This is a genomic window from Lederbergia ruris (genome assembly GCF_018332955.1).
Taxonomy (GTDB): Bacteria; Bacillota; Bacilli; order Bacillales; family Bacillaceae_C; genus Lederbergia; species Lederbergia ruris.
Genome location: NZ_BORB01000051.1, coordinates 1 through 24,963, shown reverse-complemented (window position 1 = coordinate 24,963; position 24,963 = coordinate 1). Strand labels below are relative to the sequence as shown.

Sequence of the window (24,963 nt, the reverse complement as noted above, 5' to 3'; positions counted from 1 at the left end):
CTCGTTTGTCTTCTTCTTTATCTGGTTTTGAGAGAATAAACTCTCTACAATCCTTACACATCCTGTGTAAGCTTATAGTCTGGTGGCAATCGCGAAGAGGTCACACCCGTTCCCATCCCGAACACGGTAGTTAAGCTCTTCAGCGCCGATGGTAATAAGGGGCTTCCCCTTGTGAGAGTAGGACGTTGCCAGGCGCTTGGAAAGCACGGTCCAAGATCGTGCTTTCATATAAAGTATTGTATTTTATGTTTGAAGTTTGTTTTACTGTTGATAATGATGTAGAATCTTAAATATTGTAGCTTTTATTTTTTATCGTCGCGGGGTGGAGCAGTCTGGTAGCTCGTCGGGCTCATAACCCGAAGGTCGCAGGTTCAAATCCTGCCCCCGCAATCATTTTATACATAATGAATGTTAGGTCCGGTAGTTCAGTTGGTTAGAATGCCTGCCTGTCACGCAGGAGGTCGCGGGTTCGAGTCCCGTCCGGACCGCCACTATTGCAAGCGAACAAATATGTTCGTTTTTTTGTTGTATAAAAAATGGAATTTAAATAGGGCATCTTTTCTGGATTTATTGAAAACTGAAAATTAATCATTAGGATTATTAGAGAATGAGAAAGCTTTTTTGCTCATTCTTTTTTTTTCGGGTAAACTTGTAATGAATGATTTAAAAGGGGAATGACGAATGGCCAATTTTGAAATAAGATCCAATCGACCAGAAGATACTTATTTAATAGCGAAAAGGTTAGGAGAGCGGCTTGGCCCCAACGATGTCATATTACTTGAAGGGGATCTCGGGGCAGGAAAAACGGCTTTCACAAAAGGGTTAGCTAGTGGGTTGGATATCCAACGAACCGTGAACAGTCCGACATTTACCATTATAAAAGAATATCAAGGGAGAGTCCCTTTATATCATATGGATGTATATCGAGTGGAAGATTCACTTGAAGATTTAGGATTAGAGGAATACTTTTACAATCAAGGTGTTTCTGTTGTAGAATGGGCCCATTTAATAAAGGAACAGTTGCCAACAGAAAATCTTACGGTATATTTATATCATGAGGGTCAGACGGAAAGAAGGATTGTCTTTCAACCGAATGGAAAAAGGTATGAAGCATTATGTGAGGAGTTACGGAATGAGAATTTTAGCCATTGATACATCAAATGAAGTTTTAGGAATTGCCTTGTTAAATGAAGATGAGGTTGTTGGTGAATATATCACCAACATGAAGAAAAATCACAGTGTGCGAGTAATGCCAGCGATTGAAAAGCTATTGAGCGATTGTGAAACTGAAGCGAACGATTTAGATAAAATTGTCGTGGCCCAGGGGCCGGGCTCTTATACTGGAGTACGAATTGGAGTCACGGTAGCGAAAACATTAGCTTGGGCTTTGCAAATTCCTTTAGTTGGTGTTTCTAGCCTAGCGACTCTTGCAGCATCTGCTCATTATTTTGATGGTTATATCTGTCCCCTGTTTGATGCGAGACGTGGTTTGATTTATACCGGATTATATGAATATCAGAACGGAAAATTATTGACTGTTTTGGATGATCGAAATATATTGGCGAAAGAATGGGCTGAACAACTGCAAACAATAAAAAAGCCGATTTTATTTATTGGTAATGATATTTCTATTCATCGAGAGCTTCTCACAACTATTTTGCATGATCAGGCATATTTTGCAGGAATGACTGAACAAAATCCTCGTCCAGGGGAATTGGGGAAACTTGGCTTAACTTCGGAGGAAGTGCCTCTTCATTCTTTTACTCCTAATTATGCACGACTTGTGGAAGCGGAGGCCAAATGGTTAGAAAAACAGGAGCGTAGGAACTAATGGAATCTTGTCAAGATCGCGAGGCAATCACATATCGCATAGCAACAGAAGCTGATGTGGAACAAATTGTAGAGATTGAGAATCGTGCCTTTACTGTGCCCTGGCCGGCAGAAGCTTTTTATCAAGATATCCTAACCAATCGTTTTGCCCTTTATCTTTTATTAGAATATCAAGGAAAGGTTGCAGGGTATTGTGGTGTTTGGATTGTCATAGACGAAGCCCATATTACCAATATTGCTTTACTTCCAGAATATAGAGGGAGAAAGTTAGGGCAAACCTTATTAGAAAAAATGATGGCAACGGCTAAGGAAGCTGGAGCAAAAACAATGACGCTTGAAGTGAGGGTAAGCAATCTTCCAGCAAAATCACTTTATAAAAAGTTGGGTTTTCAAGAAGGCGGAATTCGCAAAAGATATTATACAGATAATCAAGAAGACGCATTAGTGATGTGGGTGAATTTATAAAATGGATAAAGAGTTGTTAATTTTAGGGATTGAAACAAGCTGTGATGAAACAGCTGCAGCTGTTATAAAAAATGGAAAAGAAATTCTATCCAATGTCGTGGCCTCGCAAATTGAAAGTCATAAACGTTTTGGCGGTGTTGTACCAGAACTTGCTTCCAGACATCATGTTGAGCAAATCACGATTGTAATAGAGGAAGCTTTAAGGGAAGCGAAGGTGACGTTAGCGGATATTGATGGAATTGCGGTGACAGAAGGTCCTGGGTTAGTGGGAGCTTTGCTTGTTGGAGTGAATGCGGCGAAAGCCTTAGCTTTTGCGCATCATATTCCGCTCATTCCTGTCCACCATATTGCCGGTCATATTTACGCTAATCGCTTAATCACGGAATTAAAGTTCCCATTAATTGCTTTGGTTGTATCTGGGGGACATACTGAATTGGTCTATATGGAGAAACACGGTGCCTTTAAGGTAATCGGTGAGACATTAGATGATGCGGCAGGCGAGGCTTATGATAAGGTAGCTAGAACATTAAAACTTCCTTATCCCGGTGGTCCACATATTGATCGTCTGGCTCAGCAGGGGAATCCTGTTATTGATCTGCCAAGGGCATGGCTTGAGGAAGGATCATATGATTTTAGTTTTAGTGGTTTAAAATCGGCTGTCATTAATACGCTGCATAATGCGGAACAGCGTGGTGATGTCATTGCCAGTGAAGATCTAGCAGCTAGTTTCCAAGCAAGTGTAGTAGAAGTTCTGACGGAGAAGACTTTACGTGCCGCAAAGGAATATGATGTTCAACAAGTGTTGTTAGCGGGTGGAGTCGCGGCCAACCAAGGCTTGCGAACGGCATTGCAGGAGGCTTTTCAGACACTAGCGGAAATCGAACTGATTATTCCTCCGTTAAACCTCTGCACAGACAATGCTGCGATGATTGCAGCCGCCGGTTCCGTATTATTTGAACAAGGAAACCGCGGGAAAATGGATATGAACGCTTATCCAGGATTGGATATTGAGAATTTTTGATTGAAAAAGTTTATAAAATGTTAAATAATGCTTCATCTAGGGGATACAAATCATCTTGCATTTGTATTCCTATTTTTATTTAGAAAAAGGAAAGCTATTTATGTAGTGTAAATGTTAAACTAAAGAAGGAATGTCACAAGGGTCGGAAGGTGTAGTGTTGAATTACATGATCATTTCGTTTTCCTTATTGGTTTCAACCATTGGATCTATTCTAGTATTAAAAAGAAAAAACAATAAATTATTAAGTGGGCTATCGGCTTTTGGTTTAAACATAATTATTTTAGTTGTAGCGACATGGATTTTCTATAGGGGCGATGATGAAGCAAGGGTCTTTGGATTGGGCCATTCTGGATACTACATTTTGATATTGGCCATTCCGGTCATAACTTGGATAAACTTATTAATTCTTCAATTTGTGAAAATAAGGAAGTAAAAACATAGCAGTTATTTTCTGATAATAGGAAATTATCCTTCTACTCTATTAAGACTAGTAGTTGAATAACATAACCCTATAGATTTTAGAATGGAGTTGAAAATGATGAAGAGATTAGCCATTATAACGGTTGGTAAAACGCATAGTGGAAAAACAACATTTGCCAGGGCTCTAGAAAATAAGTTAGATAACTCTTTTGTTATGGATCAGGATAATCAAGCTGAATTTATACATGACTATTATAAAAAATTACTGCCAAAGCAAGGTCCAAATAAACTGAAATATGCTCTTACAAGGCAAATTGTCGCTTATGCCAAAGAGCACACTGATTTACACTTCATTATTAGTAATTCTAATCGAGGGAAAGAAGGGCGATTCTATTTACTAGAAGAAGTGTTTCCGAAAGGTGAATTTATCCGTATTCTCGTCCATTTTGATATTCCTGATCAAGTGCTGCAAGCTCGAGTGAGACAAAGTCAACGTAGTACGAATATATTGAGGGGTGCTGCTAATTTTGAAGAACGTCAGCAAGCTGATTCTCTAAAAGAAGATGTGGCAGACCCAATCGAGGGAGAAGCAGATTATCTTTTTGTAATCAAAAACAATGAGGAAATTCAATCGATCATTCAAAGGATTGTTTATATTGCTCGGTGTTTGTAGATATATATGAGAGCGTTTTGATATTTGAATTACAAAAGCCAATAAAAAGCAATGATGATCGGCATACAAAGAAATAAATAGCCATATAATTAATTGGCATGCAACAAGTACATTTCAAACGATTTTGGGAACAAAGTCAACGTTGAATACAGCGAATTTTATTGAAATCAATAATTATAAAATGGTAAAGTTTCACTTACCCCAAATAGAGGCATTTCATAATGATTTAGACTATTTGGAGTGACTCCCAGGTTTTTATAGTATAGAAGTTGCGTTGTCTTTTAAGATTATTCCATTCTAGGAGGAAAAGTCATGAAAAACGTTTTAAACATTTTAATGTTGATTGTTACAGCCTGCATTTTATTGGGCACTGTATTTTTAGTAAATGGTGGCTTATCAGCAAATGCGCTATTATTTGTCGGGATTATATTGATTATCATGTTATTAGCCATACTGATTGTTTCTAAACTATATCCTCATCATAAAACAAAGCTATGTCTGGCCATTTGCGTAATGATTTTGTTTCTATTTGTTCCGTGCCTCACTACTTTAAAAAATTTACAAGAGCCGCTAGATAGTGCTCGATTTAATCATTTTTTAATGATGTTTATTCTTATCCCAATACTTTTCATCGGATCTGTCATTTTAGCCTATCGCCATTATTTTATTAGGAAACGATAGATTAATGGAAATAACTAATAGGTGGACTGAACCCTTTGGTGTTCGGTCTATTTTTATTGCCTTTATGTTAAGCTCTAACCCCTAGCGTATAACCATTTTGTGGAAACCATTATAATCGCACTTACTGATATATCTTCACGACGTATGATACCTCATAAACATATGCGCTTGAAGGGAGGTTTACTGGTGCCAAAAATATCTGTTATTATGACAAGTTACAATAAGCCCGATTATATTGGAAGGGCTATTTCAGCAATTCTTGGACAAACGGAGAAAGACTTTGAATTGCTTTTAATGGATGATAATTCGGATGAGCCGACTCAAGATGTGATTGCCCCTCTTTTACAAGATAATAGAATTCGATTTTATAAAAGTGATATTCAACATGTTCAAGAACGAGTGGAGAAAACACGGTATGCCGTATTGATTAATGAAGCTTTAGAAAGGGCTAAGGGAAAATACATTACGTATGCTACAGACGATAATGTGTATCAACCCAATCGTCTGAAAAAAATGGCACAATATCTTGACAGGCATCCCCATGTGCAAATTGTTTATTCTGGCTCTAAAACAGTGTATTTAGATCTAAATGGTCATAAAACGAAAGAAATCACACGACCAGCTACATCTATTACATGGACCGCTCCTTGCGCATTGGATCATTGTGCAATCATGCACAGGGCGTCTATTTTGCCCATCATAAAAAAGAAATGGGGATCGTATTGGGATGAGGACCCACAATTTTATCGCATTGGAGATGCCCGCTTTTTTTGGCGATTGAATCAAGATTGGCCTTTCTATCCAATAAATGAAGTGTTGGATGAAAACTTTATTACTTCAAGCTCAATCCATTACAAACTTTTTTCCGAGGAGCAAGATGAGTTTGCTCGCTTACTACCAAAGCAGCGAAACTGCAAGGAACTTCGAGAGGATTTACGGAGAAGAAGGAGGTGATGTTGTGGATGTGTATTTGAAAAATTATTGGTTATTAAATCTAGAATTTATTAAGACTTTTGCAACCTTAACTTATAAAAATATTCCGTTGCCCCTTTTAAGTAATTTTTATCACTATTTAGATCAACCATTGCAGGAGGAAATGCAATCAGATGATTTCTGTCAATTTTCATTGCAAAACTTTAAGGAAGAAGAGATACAACCGGGATTTGAAAAATGGCTACACTCTATTCGCAAACCACAAGGGGCTAAACCGGAACAGGGCAAGTTATTAATGAACTTTGACTACCTTCGCTTTACAGAAGAAAACTATCGAGAATTTTCTCCCGAAACCTCGCTCATCTTAACAAGGTGGAGGATGAAGGACCTCTATACGATTCCCGTTATAAGTATGCTAGACCATATCAAGAACCAACCCCAAATTTCGCACACATTCACCCAAAAAGCAAAAGCTATTTTTAAAACCCAACAGCGACATCCCGTCTTTTCCAATCCAGAATTCCAACAGAGGTTCTTAAAAGATATTCCACACATGATTGAAAAAATCGATATGGTATTTAAAATCTTAAAAAATAACCCCATTCATGTCATATTAGTCGGAACAACGGAAGAATTAACAAGTCGTATTCTAGCCATTGTTGGCCAAACAGTAGGAATCCCTAGTTTTTGTTTACAACATGGACTGATTCTTGGGGAGGAGGCTTATTTGCCTGCTTTTGCTTCACATTATGTGGTCTATGGACATTACGAGAAGGAGTGGTATAAGAGCAGAGGTGTACCAGACGAACAAATTGTCATTGCAGGTCATCCACGATATGACGCCATTTTCACAACAAACGATCTAGATCGGCAGCAAGTTTTAAAGAAGTTAAATTTAAATCCCCATAAAAAAACAGTTCTCATGGCGACCCAGCCGAATAGCTCCTCCCTATTTATGGAGGTGGCGAACTTAGTCGTGAACCTACCCAATAGTCAAATCATCATCAAACCACATCCATGGGAGAAAGCCAAAGGTCGAACAGAGGCTTATTTGGGGTTAGCTAGGAAATATAGCCAAGTCCAATATATAACGACTGAGATGCCTTTATATAACCTAATTTCAGCTTCAGATGTCGTCGTGATTGCCAACTCGACTGTCGGCTTAGAGGCCATGTTACTAGATAAGCCAGTAGTCGTTATCAAATCGCCAACTGCCAATCGAGACTATCCTTATTACGACTCTTTAGGAAGTCTTGTAAAAACAACTCCAAAACAAGTGTACGAATGCATTGAAACCCTATTGACTTCCCCTGCTTATCAGCAAAACGCTCGGCAACTTAGAAATCAATTTATTCAACAAAACTATCCCACAAAAGATTCAACTTCAGCCCTTCAAAAGCTCATGAAAAATTTTATCCGTTTTAAGGAGGTGTAACAAAATACATGTTCTTTCATGATAAGAAAGTATTGATTATCGGTGGAACGGGTACAATCGGCCAAGGTTTATTGAAAAAGGTCCTTAAAGAAGAGCCACAGGTGGTGCGGATTTTCAGTAGGGATGAACAGAAACAATTTCTTATGCAAAATCAGTTTGCTGAAGAGGTTAGACTTCGCTTTTTAATTGGGGATGTAAGGAGCTATGATCGTGTCGTTAGTGCGATGGAGGATATCGATTATGTCTTTCATACCGCAGCTATGAAGCATGTATCCTTTTGTGAATACAACCCATTTGAAGCCGTTTTGACGAATATTATCGGTACTTACAACGTGATCAAAGCAGCTATTGCGCAAAAGGTAAAAAAGGTTATTTTTACAAGTACGGATAAGGCGATTTCACCAACAAACAACTATGGAGCCACAAAGCTAACCGCTGAAAAGCTCATGACATCTGCTGAATATTCGAAGGGATCTGGAAAAACCATATTTGCCAGTGTTCGATTCGGGAATGTGATGGGATCAAGAGGCTCGGTTATTCCATTATTTAAAAAACAAATTCTTGAAATAAGGGAAATGACCGTTACAGATCAAAGTATGAGCCGATTTATGATGACATTAGATCAAGCCACAAGTTTAACAATCGAAGCGATGAAATTAGCGAATGGTGGAGAAACCTTTATTTTAAAAATGCCTATCATCTCTTTAGGAGATCTTGTACAAGTGGTAAAAGAGGAGGTTGCCAATAAATACCATATTCCTCCAGATGAAATCAAACTGAGAGAAATTGGCTTAAGACCAGGTGAAAAGAAATATGAAGAACTCATGACGTATGATGAATCTCTTCATGCGATTGAATTACCTAATATGTTTGTTATCCCATCTCCATTCCAGCCATCCCCCCAATATAAAAATGGGAAAAAGGCAAAACCAGGAAACTATCAATCTGGAAATGCAAAACCGCTTGGCAAAGAGGAACTTCGAAATTTTATTATACAGGAAAAATTAATATGAAAGGGGCAGAAAGTATGAAGATTTTGGTGACAGGTGGGGCTGGGTTCATTGGAAGATGGGTGATAAAAAGACTATTAGAAGACCAGCACGACGTGTGGGTGATCGATAATTTAAGCAATTCCAGTACAAACAACATAGAAGAATTTATCTACTATGATCATTTTAAAGGTTTTACGGAGGGAGACATTAAAGATAAGAAGACGCTAAGGGAGTTATTTAAACAAGGAAAATTTGATATTTGTTATCACTTAGCCGCAAGTATCAATGTTCAGGATAGTATCGATGATCCAAAAACGACCTTTGAGAATGACACAGTTGGAACCTTCCATGTATTAGAACTGTGTAAGAAATACAAAACAAAGCTCGTATTTATGAGTACATGCATGGTCTATGACCAAGCTTCTGATCCAAAGGGGATTACGGAGTTACACCCACTCAAACCGGCTTCCCCTTATGCCGGTGCAAAAATCGCAGCAGAAAATATGGTTTTATCCTATTACTATGCGTACACCCTTCCTGTTGTTGTTGTTCGTCCCTTTAATACGTATGGTCCGTTTCAAAAGACAGGTGGTGAAGGGGGAGTCGTGTCCATCTTTATCCATCATCACTTGGATGGCAAAGTCCTCAATATTTATGGAGATGGTACGCAAACACGGGATCTATTATATGTGGAGGATTGTGCTAATTTTGTAGTGACAGCGGGGTATTCCCAACAAGCGAACGGTGAAATTATCAACGCTGGTACGGGTCGGGACATTGCGATCAATGATCTAGCTTTGCTGATCGCAAAAGACCCAGCGCAAATCCAGCATGTGAAGCATATCCATCCCCAAAGTGAAATCCCGAAATTGCTCTGTAACTATGAAAAGGCAAAAAAACTATTAAACTGGGAACCTAAAGTTTCCTTAGAAGAGGGAATCAAACGAACAAGCCAATGGATAAAGGGGTCTGGTGAATCATGAGTCATTCTTCCGAAATACAACCCATGCGTACGTCCTTATTACCGTATGGAAAACAAAGTATCGATGAAGATGATATTCAAGCTGTTGTCAAAGTTCTAAAAAGTGATTATTTAACCACTGGGCCGGAAATCGAGCGGTTTGAAAAGAGAATCGCTGAATATGTTGGGGCGAAATATGCTATTGCTTTTTCCAATGGTACAGCCGCCTTACATGCAGCATGCTATGCAGCGGAGATTCAACCCGGAGATGAGGTTATTACTACCCCTTTAACGTTTGCGGCAAGTGCTAATTGCCTCCTTTATCAAGGGGGAAGTCCTGTTTTTGCTGATATTGATGAACGAACATACAATATCAACCCAAAGGAAATAAGGAAGAAGATCACAAGCAAGACAAAGGCGATTATACCGGTGGATTTTACTGGCCAGCCTGCTTCATTGGATGAAATCATGGCGATTGCCAAAGAAAATAACCTCGTAGTGATTGAAGATGCGGCCCATGCATTAGGAAGTACGTATAAAGGAAAAAGAATCGGTTCAATTAGTGATATGACCATGTTTAGCTTTCATCCTGTCAAGCATATTACAACAGGAGAAGGTGGCATGATCACAACCAATCATAGGAAGTATTATGAGAAACTATGCCAATTCCGCTCCCATGGTATCACCCGTGATCGAGGAAAAATGAAGTCCAATCACGGTCCTTGGTATTATGAAATGCAAAATTTGGGATTTAATTATCGCCTCACCGATTTTCAAGCGGCTCTTGGAAATAGTCAGTTAAACAAATTGGAGAGATTTATTTCGAGAAGACGTGAAATTGCTGCCATCTATCAGGATGCATGGAAGGGTCATCAGGAGCTCATCCTTCCGTTCCAACAGGAGTCTGGACAATCAAGCTGGCATTTATTCGTCCTCCGCATCAATTCTAATACAGTACGCGTTGATCGGAAAACGATTTTTACTGAATTGATGGAACAAAACATAGGTGTAAATGTTCACTATATCCCGATTTATTTATTTCCTTATTATCAGGAACTTGGGTTTCAACAAGGACTTTGTCCTGTCGCGGAAAAAGTGTATGAAGAGTTCATCACGGTCCCATTGTATCCCGCAATGACCAATGAAGATGTGCAGGACGTGATTGCGGCAGTCAATAGAACGATTCGAAAATATAAGAGGGTATAAAATGAGAAAAATAGCGATTATTCAAGCAAGAATGGGCTCGAAACGGCTACCGGGAAAGGTGCTCAAAAAAGTTCTAAATAGGCCGTTATTAGAGTATCAACTAGAAAGAATTGCAAAGGCGGATGAACTGGATAGTTATGTTGTGGCCACAACAACGAAGGATCAGGATGGGGCGATTGTGAAACTATGTGAGAAACTCGGTGTTCCGGTGTTTAGAGGGTCTGAAGAAGATGTGCTAGCTCGCTATTTTGCAGCGGCCTCCTGCTATCAAGCAGATATTATTATTCGGCTAACTTCTGATTGTCCACTGATTGATCCGCACCTGATCGATCAAATGATTCAAACCTATTGTTCGCAGCCAAATCAATATGATTATGTGTCCAATGTGATTGAACGGACGTTTCCAAGAGGTATGGATATTGAAGTCTTTTCCTATGAGGCATTAGCGAAATGTCATCAACAGGCGAAGCAAAAAAGTGATCGGGAGCATGTCACGCGTTATATGTACCAGCATCCTAAGCAATTTAAGCTTTTGAATGTGGAAAATAGGCAAGATCAAAGTGAACACCGCTGGACCGTAGACACATGGGAGGATTTTAAGCTTGTAAAGAAGATCATTGAGTCGTTCTATCCCCAGCAACCAGATTACACAATGGAGGATGTGCTTACTCTCATTCAGATGAACCCGGAATGGCGGAAAATCAATCGCCATATCAAACAAAAATAAATGAGGTTGTGAATGATGAATATTATTTTTCGTGTCGATGCGTCTGAACAAATCGGAACCGGCCATGTAATGCGTTGTATAACTTTAGCGCAACAATTGCAAGCCATCCCCGATCATGTCCAGATTACCTTTATTTGTCGGGAACTGAAAGGAAATTTAATCTCGTATATTCAACATCAGGATATGCAAGTGGAGAAATTAACTTCTATCAAGCTATCTACACATGAAAGTGAATATGCCTGGTATCAAGAAAATTGGCAGCGGGATGTTAGTGAAGTGTCCGAAAAATTAGGAGGGCAATCGATTGACCTCCTTGTCGTCGACCATTATGGATTAGAGGTAAACTGGGAACGAATGATGAAAAAACATGTCAAACGCTTAATGGTAATCGATGATTTAGCAGATCGAAGCCATGATTGCGACCTTTTACTTGATCAAAATATTCAAGCTGATCCAGAACGCTATAAAGGATTAGTACCAGATAGATGCAAACAATTATTGGGGACAGACTATCTATTATTAAGAGAAGAATTTATCAAGCTGGCAGATAAAGTTCAGATAAGAAAAGGCGATATAAAAAACATCCTCGTGTTTTTCGGGGGCTCGGATCCTCGGCATTTAACATTAAAAACGTTAGATATCCTGCAAAAGATCCCATTTCAAGATTGTTATATTCATGTCGTTGTAGGGTCTTCCAATCCCCAAAAAAGCCAAATTAAAAGAAAATGTCGTGAAAGGGAAGAGTACCTCTATTATTGTCAGATTGATTATATCGCACAGCTAATGAACCAGGCGGATCTTGCCATCGGGGCAGGAGGCGCAACAACGTGGGAGCGGATTTTTCTTGGGATACCTTCCTTAACCGTTGTCACGGCCGATAATCAGCTGGAACTCACGAAGATTATTGAAAAAGAAGGGCTCACAATCTGTTTAGGAAGCCATCCCAATACAATAGAAATTACTTTGAAAAAGGCCTTAGAAAATCTTTGCAAACAGCCGCATATTATTCAGGAAATGTCTAAAAAATCCCTTCAATTTCTGGATAAAGACCGCATTCGTTCCTATCCTGTTCGAAAGGCGATTATGGAGGTGTTAAAATGAGCCTTCTTAATCGTTCGTCATTAAGAGAATTGACCTCCTCTCATCTGGATTTAATTTTATCTTGGCGGAATCAACCCTTTATTCGCTCTGTTATGTACCAAGATGAGGAGATCACATTCGAACAGCACCGGAATTGGTTTGCGGGCATTCAAGAAAATCATACGAAACAGGTGAAAGTTTTTTATTTTGATGACCAGCCCATGGGGGTTGTGCAAATAAGCGTAGATGAACAAAATAAGCGAGCAGAATGGGGTTTTTATATTGGTGAACCGCAAGCCCCAAGAGGTATCGGAAAGATTATGGGATATTTAGCCATTGAATATATTTTTCATCAGTTATCTGTTCAAAAGCTTTGTGCCGAGGTTCTATCCATCAATGCAAAGAGTATTCAGTATCATAAAAAACTAGGCTTCCAAGTAGAAGGAATTTTAAAAGAACATATCCTGAAAGACAATCGCTCGATTGACGTTATTCTCTTGTCTCTATTTCGGAAGGATTGGAATGAAAGAAGAGTTGAGATTTTAAAACAAATAGAAGGAAGGATCATATGAGTGAGATTGTATTGAATGAAATCAAGATTGGAAGGGGGAACCCCCCATTTATCATTGCGGAAATGTCAGGCAACCATAACCAATCACTAGATCGTGCCCTTGCCATTGTGGAAGCAGCCGCAAAGGCAGGTGCTCATGGGTTAAAAATACAGACGTACACACCTGACACGATGACATTAAACATAGATTCAGGGGATTTTTTTGTCGATGACAAAGAGAATATGTGGGCGGGAAAAACGCTCTATGAATTATACGGAGAAGCCCATACACCATGGGAATGGCATAAACCGATCTTTGATCGGTGTAAAAAGCTAGGGATGATCCCGTTTAGCACCCCTTTTGATGAAACAGCGGTCGACTTTTTAGAAACACTGGCTGTTCCTTGTTATAAAATTGCTTCTTTTGAAAATAATGACTTACCCTTGATAAGGAAAGTGGCCGCAACTGGCAAGCCGTTAATTATTTCGACTGGAATGGCCTCGGTTGCAGAATTGGATAAAGCCGTTCAAGTTGCTCGAGAGGCAGGGTGCAAGGATTTAATTCTGTTAAAATGCACAAGCACCTATCCAGCTGAAGCAACCAACTCAAATATTGCCACAATTTCTCATATGAGGGAGCTTTTTAATTGTGAAGTTGGTTTATCTGACCATACATTAGGCTGTGGAGTCGCCGTTGCCAGTGTGGCGCTGGGAGCGACTGTGATCGAAAAGCATTTAACATTATCACGCTCAGAAGGGGGAGTGGATGCAGCCTTTTCTCTGGAGCCTGAAGAATTTCGGACACTTGTGATCGAAACGAAACGAGCGTGGCAGGCGATCGGCAAGGTCCAGTACGGACCGACAGAAAATGAGAAAAAATCACTCCAATTTCGCAGATCCCTCTACATTACGAAAGACATGAAGGCAGGCGATCGATTCACAAAGGACAATCTAAGAGCGATCCGTCCGGGAGCAGGCTTATCCCCCAAATACATCGATCTTCTCCTAGGGAAGAAAATTGGTAAAGATGCGCCAGCAGGAACTCCACTTAGCTGGGATCTGTTCCTGTAAAAGGCTGCCCCAACCGGCGGGCAGCCTTTTCGGAAGTAAAAAAAAGCCGCCCCTAAGGCAGCTCCATTAGATCTAGCATCGTTTCTATTCTATGTTGAAAGGTATGTTCATTGCACACTTTCTTCTGTGCGCGGTCTGCAAATTGTTGACGGATTTCTTCTTTTTCCAGATAGAAGTGGATCTTGTCTAAGCAATCTTTCGGATATTGATACGAAATCATTTCCTCTTCTGAAAAATAGGATCGCAATCCAGGTAAATCTTCAATTAATTGAAAAGCTCCGCAGGCGGCAATATCCAGTGTACGATTATTAATCGTTTCATTCATAACCCCTTTAGAAAAGTTCGCCTGGCGATGAGGATTTAATACGATTTTTGCTCCATTATAAAACTTTGCTACCCCCTCTGGTTCCATCCATTGATCATACATACAGAGTTGGTCATGCCTCCGAAATTTCTTTGATAAGTGATTATGCCACTGTTTTCCAATAACCGTAATAGAGAATGTCCCATTCTGCAAAAGAAATTCTATTAATTGGATACGAGAAGGGTAGGGATATCCTACGAGCAGCACATCACTTTGGTAGGGGAAATCTACCTTCTGTCTCGTGAAAATAGAGGGATCTGTCCCTAGCGGCAAATGATAAATATGTGAAAAACCGGCTGAACGATAGACTTTATACGCTCCTGAATCAATTGTGAAGACATAATCATAAAGGTGAATATCTTGAAGTGTTTTATCCATATAGTAGGGATCTTCCGTTAACCAAACGGCTTGCTTTACATTATGTTTTCTTAATAGATCACTTGCTTGTTTTGAGAAATGGCTACCAAGTAGAATCAGTGCCCAATGTGGTCGATCATGATCATGTAAGATCGCTTGTAATCGCTGAATAGATTCTTCCGGTTGAAAGAGAATACACTTATCACAAAACTGCTGAAGAACTTTCTCTATAGTTCTATCTAAATACTGATAAATCTTCGAAAATCCAGATGAAACATATAACATGTTCATTTATTCCGATACATCATACATAATAGATTCTACTTTACTTGAACCGATATTAATAATCATATTGGTGGGAGGAGACATCGTCCCTTCTTCTTCTAAGACGGCGATACTAGTAGCTGGATTATAATGAGTGAAAATGGCGGGACCAATAATATTACCAGAATCCATTGTCACTGTGATGATTGTTCCAGGGATTAACCGCCTGAAAATATAGTCTGCAAAGTTCATCTTTTTCACCTCATCTTATATGGGTTTAGGACTTCGCTAATTAACTAGAAAATAGTGTTACTATCCAGATACAAAGCCCTTTTAAAATTGCCTCATGATACTTTATGTCAAAAAGGTTCAGTCGTTAAGACAACACCCTAAAAATAACAAAAATCCACATTTTTACTATAGCGTTTGATATATATGTAGACAGAAGGTATAAGTCAATATCTCATTTTTTTATAGAGTAAACAGTTGACTACACTATTTTTTTTGTAATTAATACAGTAATAACGAATGAGAAGGGAGGATTTTTTATGGGTGTTTTTAGATCCACATTTCGACAACAATTAATTGATATTTCGGAGTCTGGTCAACCTATTCCTGTCGTTCGTCTAGTTGGTGGCGAGACGTTTCGTAATCTAGTGATTAACAATGTAGGAATAGATGTGGTTGCGTTTGAAGACCCTGACACAGATGGAACCATGTACGTGCCAATTGGATTAGTGTTAAGTGTCGGGATATTTTAGGATGATGTCATAGGTTGACGAAAACTCCTAACTTTGGAGTTTTGTCAACCTATGACGTAAGTGAAATCGATCTTATATAGAAAGAATGTGTTTACTATGAAAGGAGTTATTTTGGCAGGTGGAACAGGTTCTCGGTTACAGCCGATGACAAAGATCACGAATAAGCACCTTTTACCGGTTGGTCCCTATCCGATGATTTGTTGGTCGATCATGAAATTGAAAGAAGCGGGGATCCACGAAATTCTACTTATTACTCACGAAGAGTATATCGATTCCTTTCAAAAACTATTAGAGGATGGGGCTGAATTAGGTGTTTGCTTGCATTATGAAATCCAACCAACAGCGTCAGGAATTTCTGGCGGGCTGGCGCATGCCGAGGACTTTGTGAATGGGGATAAGTTTATTTTGCTGTTAGGAGATAATATTTTCGAAGATTCATTGGTTCCGTTTATTCAGGCCTTTCAAAAACAGAAGAGTGGCGCTAGGGTCTTAATTAAAGAGGTGAAAGACCCTCAGAGATTCGGGGTTGCCAAGTTGAATGAGGAGGACCGATGTATTACGTCCATTATTGAAAAACCGAAGACCTTTATCTCCAACGAAATCGTCACCGGCATTTATATGTATGATCCAAAAGTCTTCGAGTATATTCAAGAACTATCACCATCAGATCGGGGAGAGTTAGAAATTACTGATGTAAATAATCTCTATATCAAAGAGTCCGTTTTACAGTATGATCGTTTATCAGGTTGGTGGGTAGATGCAGGGACTCATGACTCTCTCTTTCTTGCTAATCAACTTATCTATGAGCAAATAGAGAGAAGGGAAGGTTCATGAAAAAAGCGTTACTTGTTACCGGAGGAGCGGGGTTTATTGGCGCCAATTTTATCCATTATTTAATGGAGCAAACGGATTACGCCGTCACCAATGTCGATGCACTTACCTATGCCAGCCATCCATTTATGCAATACGCCTTTCTCGATCATCCACAATATCGCTTCATTCAATGTGATTTGACGAATCCAAAGCAGGTTGAAAAAGTCTTTGATCAAACCTATAATGCCATTATTCATTTTGCTGCCGAATCTCACGTGGATCGCAGCATACAGTCGGCAGCTCCGTTTATTGATACAAATATAAAAGGAACGCTACATCTCTTGGATGCTGTTCGGGATGGAAAAGCCGCAAAGATGATCCAAATTTCCACAGATGAAGTATACGGAAGTTTGAAGGAGACGGAGCCTTCCTTTACCGAAACGACCCCACTTTCACCTAATAATCCTTACTCCGCAAGCAAGGCAGGGGCAGACCTACTTGTTCACTCCTATTATCATACCTTTAATTTACCAGTGATAATCACACGCTGTAGCAATAATTATGGTCCCTTTCAGCATGTAGAAAAGTTTATCCCAACAGTAATAACATCTGCTCTAACAGGTAAAGAGATACCGATATACGGAGACGGAGGACAAATTCGCGATTGGCTATTTGTGGAAGATCATTGTCGCGCTATCCATGCGGTTCTTGAAAAAGGAAAAATAGGCTCTGTCTATAATATTGGTGGAGATGAAGAACAAACCAATCTTGCAGTCGTGAAACAGATTATTGATTATCTTGGAGCAGATCCAACTCTAATCACTTTTGTAGAAGATCGATTAGGACATGATCGTCGCTATTCAATTAATTATGAAAAAATTAAGCGAGAACTGAATTGGCATCCACAAGTAGATTTTGCAGAAGGACTGAAACGCACGGTCCAATGGTATAAGGAAAGGCTCAAGGAAAGTAAGCGTGAGTGCAAATGAAGATTTTAATCACAGGTGCGAAAGGACAATTGGGGACTGACCTAGTTTCAACATTTTCAGAAGATCCTCGTTTTGAACTGTTTCCATATAGTAAAGAAGAACTGGATATTACAAATGAAACGATCGTTAAGGAAGTAATGGAGGAGCTACAACCTGATTTGGTCATCCATGCGGCGGCGTATACGGCTGTAGATGATTGTGAAACGAATTGGAAAACCGCTTTTGAAGTGAATAGTTTTGGAACGTATTATATGGCTAGAGCAGCAAAAAGCGTAGGAGCTGCGATGCTGTATATCAGTACTGACTTTATTTTTAATGGAAAGAAACGACAACCTTATACCATCGATGATGCCCCAGATCCTTTATCCATGTATGGAACGAGTAAATTACTTGGAGAACGTTTGGTTCAGCGGATTTTAAAAGAAAGTTATATTGTGCGCACCTCATGGGTGTATGGGGAAAACGGGAAAAATTTTGTCAAAACAATGCTTCGGTTAGCCGAAAAAGGGAAGGAATTTTACGTGGTGGATGACCAAATCGGTTCCCCCACCTATACAAAAGATTTGGCTTATGCGATTAAACAACTAATTGGGAAGAAATTTGGGATCTATCATATTTCTAATGATGGGGCATGCAGCTGGTTTACGTTTGCTCGGTCGATTTTAAAGTTGGCAGGATATCAGGAAGAGCTTGTACAACCAATCTCGACTAAAGAGTATGGTGTTATCGCACAAAGGCCAGCTTTTTCCGTCTTAAGCAAGGAATCGATCGAAAAAGAGGGAATCCACATGAGGTATTGGCAAGAAGCTCTAGAGGAATTTTTTGAAAGAGGTGATCAATATGATTGATGGTGTGATTGTGAAAAAAATCGTGAAGCATCATGATGATCGTGGCTTTTTTGCTGAATTGGTGCGCGATGATGAGCATATTTTAGACCGTTTTGGGCAAGCGTCATGGTCCATGAGCTACCCAGGGGTGATTAAGGCATTCCATTATCATGAAAAACAGGATGATTTATGGTTTTTCCCATCAGGGCATGCGCAAGTTGTGTTATATGATTTGCGCAAAGGTTCAAGTACAAGAGGGGAAACGAGTGTGTTTTATATGGGAGAGGATAACCCAATTGTCCTGCTCATTCCAAAGGGAATTGCCCATGGCTATCGGGTGTTAGGACAAACACCTGCAACCATTATTTATTTTACAACCGAATCGTATAATCGTGACAATCCCGATGAAAAAAGAATACCTTGGGATGACCCAGAAATTGGCTTTCATTGGGAAACAGAAAATCGTTAATGGACAAAAGGGGGGATCGCTCATCGAAACCAAAGTATCCATCATTTTAACGAGTTATAACAAACCGCGATTACTTGAACAGGCGATTGAAAGTGTTCTAAATCAAACGATGAAGGAATGGGAATTGTGGATTATGGATGATCACTCTAATATTGAAACCGTTCAAACGATCCAACGTTATTTAGAGGACCCGCGGATCATGTATCGAAATAGTGGGATAGAGGATGAAAAGCGTTATCAAACGACAAGATATGCGACGATGATTAACGAAGCCATCCCGCTTATTAAAGGAAACTATCTCACCTACCTGACAGATGATACGGTTTATATGCCTAATCGTCTTGAAGAAATGGTGACGTTTTTAGAAAGAAATTCGGGTATCGATATTGTGTATTCATCGCAACAAGTGAAAATTGTGAATGACCAAATGAGCTGTTTGAAGGAATTTACAAGAGAAGCCGAAGAAATACTTTTCCATGCCGCTGATGAAGTCGATCATTGCTCCGTCATGCACACACGCAAAATTCTTATACAAGTATGGGAAAAATTTGGGAGCTATTGGGATGAGGATCCAAAGCATTGGTGTAGGGGGGACGCTGTCTTCTGGCAACGCCTCAATACTTTCCAATCATTTTACCCTATTCCTAAAGTATTAGATATCACGTATAAAACCCCGCAATCAGTCCAAACCTTGTTTCGTAACCTTCCAGCCACTCTCCCTGATGGGATTTTAGTGAAAGGAACGGAAGGGTACGTATATTTAATGGATAATGGGCAAAGACGGCTTCTCGATCCCACAATGTTTACTTTCTATCACTATAATCCGGGGAAAATCGTGGATATTCCTGATCCAGTGCTCTATCGACATGAAGAAGGAATCCCCATTGATGATCAGCTTCAGCTGCCACCGTTTCGGCTTTATCAGGATGATAGGGGAAATCTATTTTATATGGAACACAGGTGGAAAAGGAGAATCACAAGTCCTATTCTGTTAAGAAAATATCGTTTTCTACAGCGAGAAATTATTCCATTGAAGGAAAAAATTTTAAATGAGTTTCCGCTCGGACCCGAAATCGATCCCTATTTTATAAAGCCTTTATTAGAAAACAAGGTATACAAAAATCATACCAACTACTGGTTCGTCACCAATCATTCCCCACATCCGATTGATAAAAAAGTATTGGAAAGATTAAAAATGAATCAGGATCCTATTCCCATTCCTAAAAATATCATTCAAGCGTATAAGAAAAGCACTCTGATTGTTGGTGGATATTGATAAAGGTCGATACCCAGCTCACATCCTTACCTTGTGGACAAAATTGTTGATAAGCTTCACTTTATATCCGAAATATGCCTATAATACTACAACCCTACCACTGTTGTGGATAAATAATAAATGAAATGTGGATAACGTGGAAAACTTTAAGGGAGTCTAGTATATATATGTTAATTATGTGTATAACTCTGTGGATTATTTTTACCTAGTACAAGTCGTTTCCAATCTATCTACTCTAGAGGCCCTTAATCCATGAAAAAAATAGCACCCGCTAGGATGCTATTCCATAAGTTCAGCTAATTCAGTCCATTCCTCTAAAAGCTGGTCCAACTCATTTTTTAATTTTTCCACATCATTGTTGATCGAAAGAACTTGTTCATGGTCTTCAAATACATCAGGCAGGCATAATTGGTTTTCGAGCTCGGCTACTTTTTCCTCTTTTTCATGCATTAGTTGTTCAATTTCTTCTATTCTTCGTTTTCTTTGTCTTTCAAGCTTTTTCAATTCCTTTTCTTCTTGAAAAGAACGTTTCTTTGGCACATCCTTTGGTGCGGACTCTTGTTGCTGTTTTTCCGCCAATTCCGCTAATTCCTTCATTTCTTGCTTTTTATCCACATAATAATCATAGTCACCTAAATACTCTGTGGTCCCTTCTGTGGATAACTCAATTACCTTCGTGGCAATGCGATTGATGAAGTAACGATCATGGGAGACAAATAATAAAGTGCCAGGATAATCCACAAGCGCATTTTCCAATACTTCTTTACTGTCTAAATCCAAGTGGTTGGTCGGCTCATCCAAAATCAGCACATTCGCCTTTTCTAGCATGAGAATGGCCAAGGCAAGGCGTGCCTTTTCCCCGCCGCTTAAAGTAGAAACAACCTTTTGTACATCATCGCCACTAAATAGAAAATTTCCGAGTACGGTCCGAATTTCTTTTTCTTCCTTTAGTGGATAATGATCCCATAATTCCTGCAGAACCGTCTTATTCGATGATAACTCTGCTTGTTCCTGGTCATAATAGCCGAGCGTCACATTGGTGCCATAATCAATTTGTCCTGAAAGAAGAGGCAGTTTTCGGATGAGCGTTTTTAATAAGGTGGATTTCCCGACGCCATTCGGTCCCACTAAAGCGATACTATCTTGACGCTCCATGTTAAAATGAATGTTTTTCGCTAAAGCTTGCCCATTGTAGCCAATCACCGCTTCTTTTATTTTCATCACATCATTGCCACTGGGTCGCTCAATATCAAAGTGAAAAGTAGCCGATTGTTCCCCGCCGCTAGGCCGATCGATAACCTGCATTTTTTCTAATTGCTTTCGCCGGCTTTGCGCCCTTTTTGTTGTGGAGGCCCTTGCTAAGTTCCGCTGAATGAAATCCTGCATTTTGGCGATCTCATCTTGTTGCTTTTCAAAACGTTTCAAATCACGCTCATATATTTCCGCTTTTTTCACCAAATATTGGCTATAATTACCATGGTATTTGATCATTTCATGTCTTGATAACTCATACACCTGATCTACGACTTTATCCAGAAAATAACGATCATGGGATACAATTAAAATTGCCCCTTCATAGCTTTGTAAGTACTGTTCTAGCCAAGATAAAGTCTCAATATCCAAATGGTTGGTCGGCTCATCTAAAATTAAAATATCTGGTTTCGTCAGCAAAAGTTTCGCTAAAGCTAATCTCGTTTTTTGTCCACCACTTAATGTGGAGATTTTCGTTTGATAATCCTCTTCATAATAGCGCATACCGTGTAAAACAGAGCGAATATCTGATTCATATTGATATCCACCAACCGCTTTAAATTTTTCCTGCAAAACATCATATTCACGGAAAATCGCTTCTGCGAGTTCTGCATTCTCATAATAGCTAGGATCGGCCATCTTTAATTCTAATTGGCGAATTTCTTTTTCCATCCTTCGAACTTCAGTGAACACTGTTAGCATCTCATCCCAAATAACCCGACTGGATTCTAACCCGGTGTTTTGTGCCAAATAGCCGATTGTAACTCCCTTTGGTCGAACAATTTGTCCAGAATCATAGGAGAGTTGCCCAGCAATGATTTTTAAAAGAGTAGACTTTCCAGCACCATTGCGACCGACAAGCGCGACACGATCTCGCGATTGTACTTCTAATTTTATATCCGATAATATACATTCCGCACCGAAATACTTTGTAATTTGTTGTAATTGCAATAACATCATCATAATTCACTCCTAGGAACAGTTTACAATACTAAACAAGGATGGGGCAATCTTTGCTAGTCAAGTAGGGAAAAATAGAAAAAGACAGTTTGCATAAAATAGTGTATGATAGATAAGAGGTGTGCTACGTGAAAAAATTAACACATTTAAATGAAGAAGGCAGAGCGAAAATGGTGGATGTTAGCGAAAAGCCTGAGACTACTCGTACAGCCATTGCCCATTCAAGTATTGAAGTAAGTCAACAACTTTATGAACAGATTACCAATAATCAAATGAAAAAAGGGGATGTCCTCGCTGTTGCACAAGTGGCGGGCATTATGGCCGCTAAAAAGACGTGGGATATCATTCCGATGTGTCACCCGATCCCTTTAAAAGGAATTGACCTTTCCTTTAACTGGTTACAGGAAGACAATAGATGGATTTTAAATATTCAATCTACGGTGAAAACAAAAGGTCATACAGGGGTGGAGATGGAGGCACTGACAGCGGCCTCAGTTGCCGCCCTTACCGTGTATGATATGTGTAAAGCTGTGGATAAAGGCTTGATTATAGGTAAAACCTACCTGATTGAAAAAACAGGCGGAACGTCAGGCCGCGATTATAGAAGATAAAGTCGAACAAGACTTCAGACTAAAATAAACTGCTCCATCCGATGGAATAAAAATACTCTGTTTAAGGGGGTTGAACGATGAACGAAGATTCGATGAAAATTCCTCAGGCAACGGCAAAACGTTTGCCACTTTATTATCGTTTTATTAAAAATTTGCATGCATCGGGAAAGCAACGTGTTTCCTCTGCGCAATTAAGTGAAGCTGTTAAGGTAGATTCGGCCACCATTCGCCGAGACTTCTCCTATTTTGGCGCTCTCGGGAAAAAAGGGTATGGCTACAATGTCAACTATTTATTAAACTTCTTTGCGAAAACCTTAGATCAGGACGAGTTAACAAAGGTCGCTTTAGTAGGGGTGGGGAATCTTGGTACTGCTTTTTTGAATTATAACTTTTTAAAAAATAATAATACCAAAATCGCCATGGCCTTTGAGGTCGATCCTGAAAAAATTGGTACAACCATTAGTAATGTGCCTATTTATGACTTAGCTGAGCTTGAAGATCAATTAAATAAGGAAGCCGTGACGGCCATCATTTTAACCGTTCCTTCTCATGTTGCCCAACAGGTGACAGATCGACTGGTCAAAACAACCGTGAAAGGGATTTTGAATTTTACCCCAGCAAGATTGACGGTTCCGCCATCTATTCGTGTTCATCACATTGATCTTGCGGTAGAATTGCAGTCGCTTATTTACTTTTTGAAAAATTATCCCACTCCTGACACGGAAATTTCACAAGAAGTGGAGCCAGAGGATAGATAATTTATGCTAAATCGGCTAAAATGAGTAGTATAAAAGGAGGTGGGCGCAAATGGGTGCAGGATGGGGAAGTATACTCATCATCGCATTTGTTGCAGTCTTAATATTTGGCCCGAAAAAATTACCCGAGCTTGGAAAGGCAGCAGGGAATACGTTGCGTGAATTCAAAAATGCAACAAAGGGGCTAGCGGAGGAAGAAGACAAGGACAAGAAAGACGCCGACCGTTGATGGGATGAAAAATTGTGATGAATCAGAATGATAACATGAGCATTCTCGAGCATATAGAGGAATTAAGAAAACGGCTGATGATCATCGTCGCTTTCTTCGTATTGGCTTCAATCATTGGTTTCTTTCTTTCACAGCCTTTGATTCGTTTCCTGCAGGATGCGAGTGCTGTGCAAGAATTAGTGATGAATGCCTTTAAACCAACAGATCCTTTTAAGGTATATATGCAAATGACCTTTTTGATCGGGATTCTCCTTACTTCGCCTGTGATTTTATACCAGCTTTGGGCGTTTATTAGTCCGGGTTTACTGGCAACGGAAAGAAGGGCGACCCTAAGCTATATTCCAGCTTCCGTTCTGTTATTTTTGGCAGGGATTTCCTTTTCTTATTTTATCTTATTTCCGTTTGTGATTCGGTTTATGTTGAATCTTTCAGGTAGTATGGGCATTGAAACCACGATCGGGATCAATGAATATTTTCAATTTCTATTCCAAATCACCATTCCATTTGGACTGCTTTTTCAATTGCCTGTGGTGATTTTATTTCTGACAAGACTAGGGATTATTACCCCGCAATACTTGTCTAAAATTCGTAAATACGCGTATTTTGTGTTATTGGTGATTGCCGCTTTTATTACCCCGCCAGATGTATTATCTCATATGATGGTAACCGTACCTTTACTTATTCTTTATGAAATAAGTGTCTGGATTTCCAAGATTGGTTATAGAAAAGCACAGAAAGCCAAGCAAAGAGCGGAGCAGGAGCTAGAATAAAAACAGGGTAGCTGATGTAAAATGTACCCTATAGAGTAGACACTAAAAAAGTCTATCTATAGGGTACACTTTAATGTGGCCGCCCTGTTTTTTTATTCCCATATTCCGCGCCCCTTTAAAAGCCTAAAATCTTTTTTTGCAGGAATTCCCCCACGTCCTATCGAAGGGTAAGGGTATGAATACCGTGGGGTGATTGCAATGAATAATCCAATTCCGCAGATT

At 39.5% G+C, this 24,963-nt stretch carries 29 protein-coding genes, 2 tRNA genes and 1 rRNA gene; 29 read left to right on the top strand and 3 right to left on the bottom strand.

From position 1 onward, the window contains the following. The first annotated feature begins 78 nt into the window (after positions 1 to 78). The 19 genes from rrf to pseI all read left to right on the top strand — a co-directional run bounded on the left by rrf (position 79) and on the right by pseI (position 14,045). Positions 79 to 194, top strand: a 5S ribosomal RNA gene (gene rrf, locus KI363_RS19615). A 122-nt stretch (positions 195 to 316) separates the two neighbouring features. Next, positions 317 to 390 (top strand) — tRNA-Met (locus KI363_RS19610). A 24-nt stretch (positions 391 to 414) separates the two neighbouring features. After that, positions 415 to 491: transfer RNA gene (locus KI363_RS19605), tRNA-Asp, on the top strand. 190 nt (positions 492 to 681) lie between these two features. After that, complete coding sequence (tsaE, locus tag KI363_RS19600) at positions 682 to 1,152, top strand: tRNA (adenosine(37)-N6)-threonylcarbamoyltransferase complex ATPase subunit type 1 TsaE (protein WP_158321800.1); 471 nt, start codon at positions 682 to 684, stop codon at positions 1,150 to 1,152. Continuing rightward, on the top strand, positions 1,133 to 1,831 hold the full coding sequence (gene tsaB / locus KI363_RS19595) for a tRNA (adenosine(37)-N6)-threonylcarbamoyltransferase complex dimerization subunit type 1 TsaB (protein ID WP_212967370.1): 699 nt from the start codon (positions 1,133 to 1,135) through the stop codon (positions 1,829 to 1,831). Before tsaE ends, tsaB begins: the two co-directional genes overlap by 20 nt. After that, complete coding sequence (gene rimI / locus KI363_RS19590; protein WP_158321798.1) at positions 1,831 to 2,295, top strand: ribosomal protein S18-alanine N-acetyltransferase; 465 nt, start codon at positions 1,831 to 1,833, stop codon at positions 2,293 to 2,295. The genes tsaB and rimI overlap by 1 nt, the downstream gene beginning before the upstream one ends. A 1-nt stretch (position 2,296) precedes the next feature. Continuing rightward, positions 2,297 to 3,316 (top strand): tRNA (adenosine(37)-N6)-threonylcarbamoyltransferase complex transferase subunit TsaD, encoded by a 1,020-nt coding sequence (gene tsaD / locus KI363_RS19585; protein WP_212967369.1) that lies wholly within the window; start codon positions 2,297 to 2,299, stop codon positions 3,314 to 3,316. 157 nt (positions 3,317 to 3,473) lie between these two features. Then, positions 3,474 to 3,749: a hypothetical protein gene (locus tag KI363_RS19580; protein WP_212967368.1), complete on the top strand. Its 276-nt coding sequence runs from the start codon at positions 3,474 to 3,476 to the stop codon at positions 3,747 to 3,749. A gap of 105 nt (positions 3,750 to 3,854) precedes the next feature. Beyond that, positions 3,855 to 4,409: an ATP-binding protein gene (locus KI363_RS19575; protein ID WP_212967374.1), complete on the top strand. Its 555-nt coding sequence runs from the start codon at positions 3,855 to 3,857 to the stop codon at positions 4,407 to 4,409. A 312-nt stretch (positions 4,410 to 4,721) separates the two neighbouring features. Then, positions 4,722 to 5,090 carry a hypothetical protein gene (locus KI363_RS19570; RefSeq protein ID WP_212967367.1) on the top strand — a complete coding sequence of 123 codons (369 nt, stop codon included), beginning with the start codon at positions 4,722 to 4,724 and terminating at the stop codon, positions 5,088 to 5,090. A gap of 186 nt (positions 5,091 to 5,276) precedes the next feature. Beyond that, the gene (locus tag KI363_RS19565; RefSeq protein ID WP_212967366.1) at positions 5,277 to 6,044 is read left to right on the top strand and encodes a glycosyltransferase family 2 protein; all 768 of its coding nucleotides are present in this window, start codon (positions 5,277 to 5,279) and stop codon (positions 6,042 to 6,044) included. Positions 6,045 to 6,048: 4 nt separating this feature from the next. Beyond that, on the top strand, positions 6,049 to 7,458 hold the full coding sequence (locus tag KI363_RS19560; RefSeq protein ID WP_212967365.1) for a CDP-glycerol glycerophosphotransferase family protein: 1,410 nt from the start codon (positions 6,049 to 6,051) through the stop codon (positions 7,456 to 7,458). An 8-nt stretch (positions 7,459 to 7,466) separates the two neighbouring features. Next, complete coding sequence (locus KI363_RS19555) at positions 7,467 to 8,471, top strand: SDR family NAD(P)-dependent oxidoreductase (protein WP_212967364.1); 1,005 nt, start codon at positions 7,467 to 7,469, stop codon at positions 8,469 to 8,471. A 14-nt stretch (positions 8,472 to 8,485) separates the two neighbouring features. Further along, positions 8,486 to 9,433, top strand: coding sequence for a dTDP-glucose 4,6-dehydratase (locus KI363_RS19550; protein ID WP_212967363.1), 948 nt, complete (start codon positions 8,486 to 8,488; stop codon positions 9,431 to 9,433). Beyond that, complete coding sequence (gene pseC, locus KI363_RS19545) at positions 9,430 to 10,617, top strand: UDP-4-amino-4,6-dideoxy-N-acetyl-beta-L-altrosamine transaminase (RefSeq protein WP_212967362.1); 1,188 nt, start codon at positions 9,430 to 9,432, stop codon at positions 10,615 to 10,617. The genes KI363_RS19550 and pseC overlap by 4 nt, the downstream gene beginning before the upstream one ends. A gap of 1 nt (position 10,618) precedes the next feature. Further along, the gene (locus KI363_RS19540; protein WP_212967361.1) at positions 10,619 to 11,344 is read left to right on the top strand and encodes a cytidylyltransferase domain-containing protein; all 726 of its coding nucleotides are present in this window, start codon (positions 10,619 to 10,621) and stop codon (positions 11,342 to 11,344) included. Positions 11,345 to 11,356: 12 nt separating this feature from the next. Next, entirely contained in the window at positions 11,357 to 12,445 is a 1,089-nt protein-coding gene (gene pseG / locus KI363_RS19535) for a UDP-2,4-diacetamido-2,4,6-trideoxy-beta-L-altropyranose hydrolase (protein WP_212967360.1), read from the top strand. Further along, positions 12,442 to 12,996, top strand: a complete 555-nt coding sequence (gene pseH, locus KI363_RS19530; protein ID WP_212967359.1) for a UDP-4-amino-4,6-dideoxy-N-acetyl-beta-L-altrosamine N-acetyltransferase — start codon at positions 12,442 to 12,444, stop codon at positions 12,994 to 12,996. Before pseG ends, pseH begins: the two co-directional genes overlap by 4 nt. Further along, the gene (pseI, locus tag KI363_RS19525) at positions 12,993 to 14,045 is read left to right on the top strand and encodes a pseudaminic acid synthase (protein ID WP_212967358.1); all 1,053 of its coding nucleotides are present in this window, start codon (positions 12,993 to 12,995) and stop codon (positions 14,043 to 14,045) included. Before pseH ends, pseI begins: the two co-directional genes overlap by 4 nt. Before the next feature lie 52 nt (positions 14,046 to 14,097). Here the strand turns inward: pseI and KI363_RS19520 are convergent, their stop codons facing one another. Together KI363_RS19520 and KI363_RS19515 are read right to left on the bottom strand one after the other, a co-directional pair. Beyond that, positions 14,098 to 15,057 carry a CgeB family protein gene (locus tag KI363_RS19520; protein ID WP_212967357.1) on the bottom strand — a complete coding sequence of 320 codons (960 nt, stop codon included), beginning with the start codon at positions 15,055 to 15,057 and terminating at the stop codon, positions 14,098 to 14,100. Further along, positions 15,058 to 15,282 (bottom strand): CGEA protein, encoded by a 225-nt coding sequence (locus KI363_RS19515; RefSeq protein WP_212967356.1) that lies wholly within the window; start codon positions 15,280 to 15,282, stop codon positions 15,058 to 15,060. 296 nt (positions 15,283 to 15,578) lie between these two features. On the opposite strand from KI363_RS19515, the gene KI363_RS19510 reads away from it, so the two are divergent. From KI363_RS19510 to KI363_RS19485, 6 genes are all read left to right on the top strand, one after another. Continuing rightward, positions 15,579 to 15,791: a hypothetical protein gene (locus tag KI363_RS19510; RefSeq protein WP_212967355.1), complete on the top strand. Its 213-nt coding sequence runs from the start codon at positions 15,579 to 15,581 to the stop codon at positions 15,789 to 15,791. 96 nt (positions 15,792 to 15,887) lie between these two features. Next, complete coding sequence (locus KI363_RS19505) at positions 15,888 to 16,625, top strand: sugar phosphate nucleotidyltransferase (protein WP_212967354.1); 738 nt, start codon at positions 15,888 to 15,890, stop codon at positions 16,623 to 16,625. Next, on the top strand, positions 16,622 to 17,593 hold the full coding sequence (gene rfbB, locus KI363_RS19500; protein WP_212967353.1) for a dTDP-glucose 4,6-dehydratase: 972 nt from the start codon (positions 16,622 to 16,624) through the stop codon (positions 17,591 to 17,593). Before KI363_RS19505 ends, rfbB begins: the two co-directional genes overlap by 4 nt. Further along, positions 17,590 to 18,441: a dTDP-4-dehydrorhamnose reductase gene (gene rfbD, locus KI363_RS19495; RefSeq protein ID WP_212967352.1), complete on the top strand. Its 852-nt coding sequence runs from the start codon at positions 17,590 to 17,592 to the stop codon at positions 18,439 to 18,441. The genes rfbB and rfbD overlap by 4 nt, the downstream gene beginning before the upstream one ends. After that, a complete protein-coding gene (locus KI363_RS19490; RefSeq protein ID WP_212967373.1) occupies positions 18,434 to 18,889 on the top strand; it encodes a dTDP-4-dehydrorhamnose 3,5-epimerase family protein in 456 nt (151 codons plus the stop codon). Before rfbD ends, KI363_RS19490 begins: the two co-directional genes overlap by 8 nt. A gap of 22 nt (positions 18,890 to 18,911) precedes the next feature. Beyond that, positions 18,912 to 20,165 carry a glycosyltransferase family A protein gene (locus tag KI363_RS19485; protein WP_373306820.1) on the top strand — a complete coding sequence of 418 codons (1,254 nt, stop codon included), beginning with the start codon at positions 18,912 to 18,914 and terminating at the stop codon, positions 20,163 to 20,165. 279 nt (positions 20,166 to 20,444) lie between these two features. Here KI363_RS19485 and KI363_RS19480 read toward each other — a convergent pair whose 3' ends face one another. Beyond that, complete coding sequence (locus KI363_RS19480) at positions 20,445 to 22,376, bottom strand: ABC-F family ATP-binding cassette domain-containing protein (RefSeq protein ID WP_212967351.1); 1,932 nt, start codon at positions 22,374 to 22,376, stop codon at positions 20,445 to 20,447. A gap of 128 nt (positions 22,377 to 22,504) precedes the next feature. Here KI363_RS19480 and moaC point away from each other — a divergent pair, with 128 nt between their 5' ends. From moaC to tatC, 4 genes are all read left to right on the top strand, one after another. Then, complete coding sequence (gene moaC / locus KI363_RS19475; RefSeq protein ID WP_212967350.1) at positions 22,505 to 22,987, top strand: cyclic pyranopterin monophosphate synthase MoaC; 483 nt, start codon at positions 22,505 to 22,507, stop codon at positions 22,985 to 22,987. Between the two features lie 77 nt (positions 22,988 to 23,064). After that, a complete protein-coding gene (locus tag KI363_RS19470) occupies positions 23,065 to 23,745 on the top strand; it encodes a redox-sensing transcriptional repressor Rex (protein WP_158321793.1) in 681 nt (226 codons plus the stop codon). 49 nt (positions 23,746 to 23,794) lie between these two features. After that, positions 23,795 to 23,971 (top strand): twin-arginine translocase TatA/TatE family subunit, encoded by a 177-nt coding sequence (locus KI363_RS19465; RefSeq protein WP_158321792.1) that lies wholly within the window; start codon positions 23,795 to 23,797, stop codon positions 23,969 to 23,971. Between the two features lie 17 nt (positions 23,972 to 23,988). After that, positions 23,989 to 24,741, top strand: coding sequence for a twin-arginine translocase subunit TatC (tatC, locus tag KI363_RS19460; RefSeq protein WP_212967371.1), 753 nt, complete (start codon positions 23,989 to 23,991; stop codon positions 24,739 to 24,741). The last annotated feature ends 222 nt before the right edge of the window (positions 24,742 to 24,963 follow it).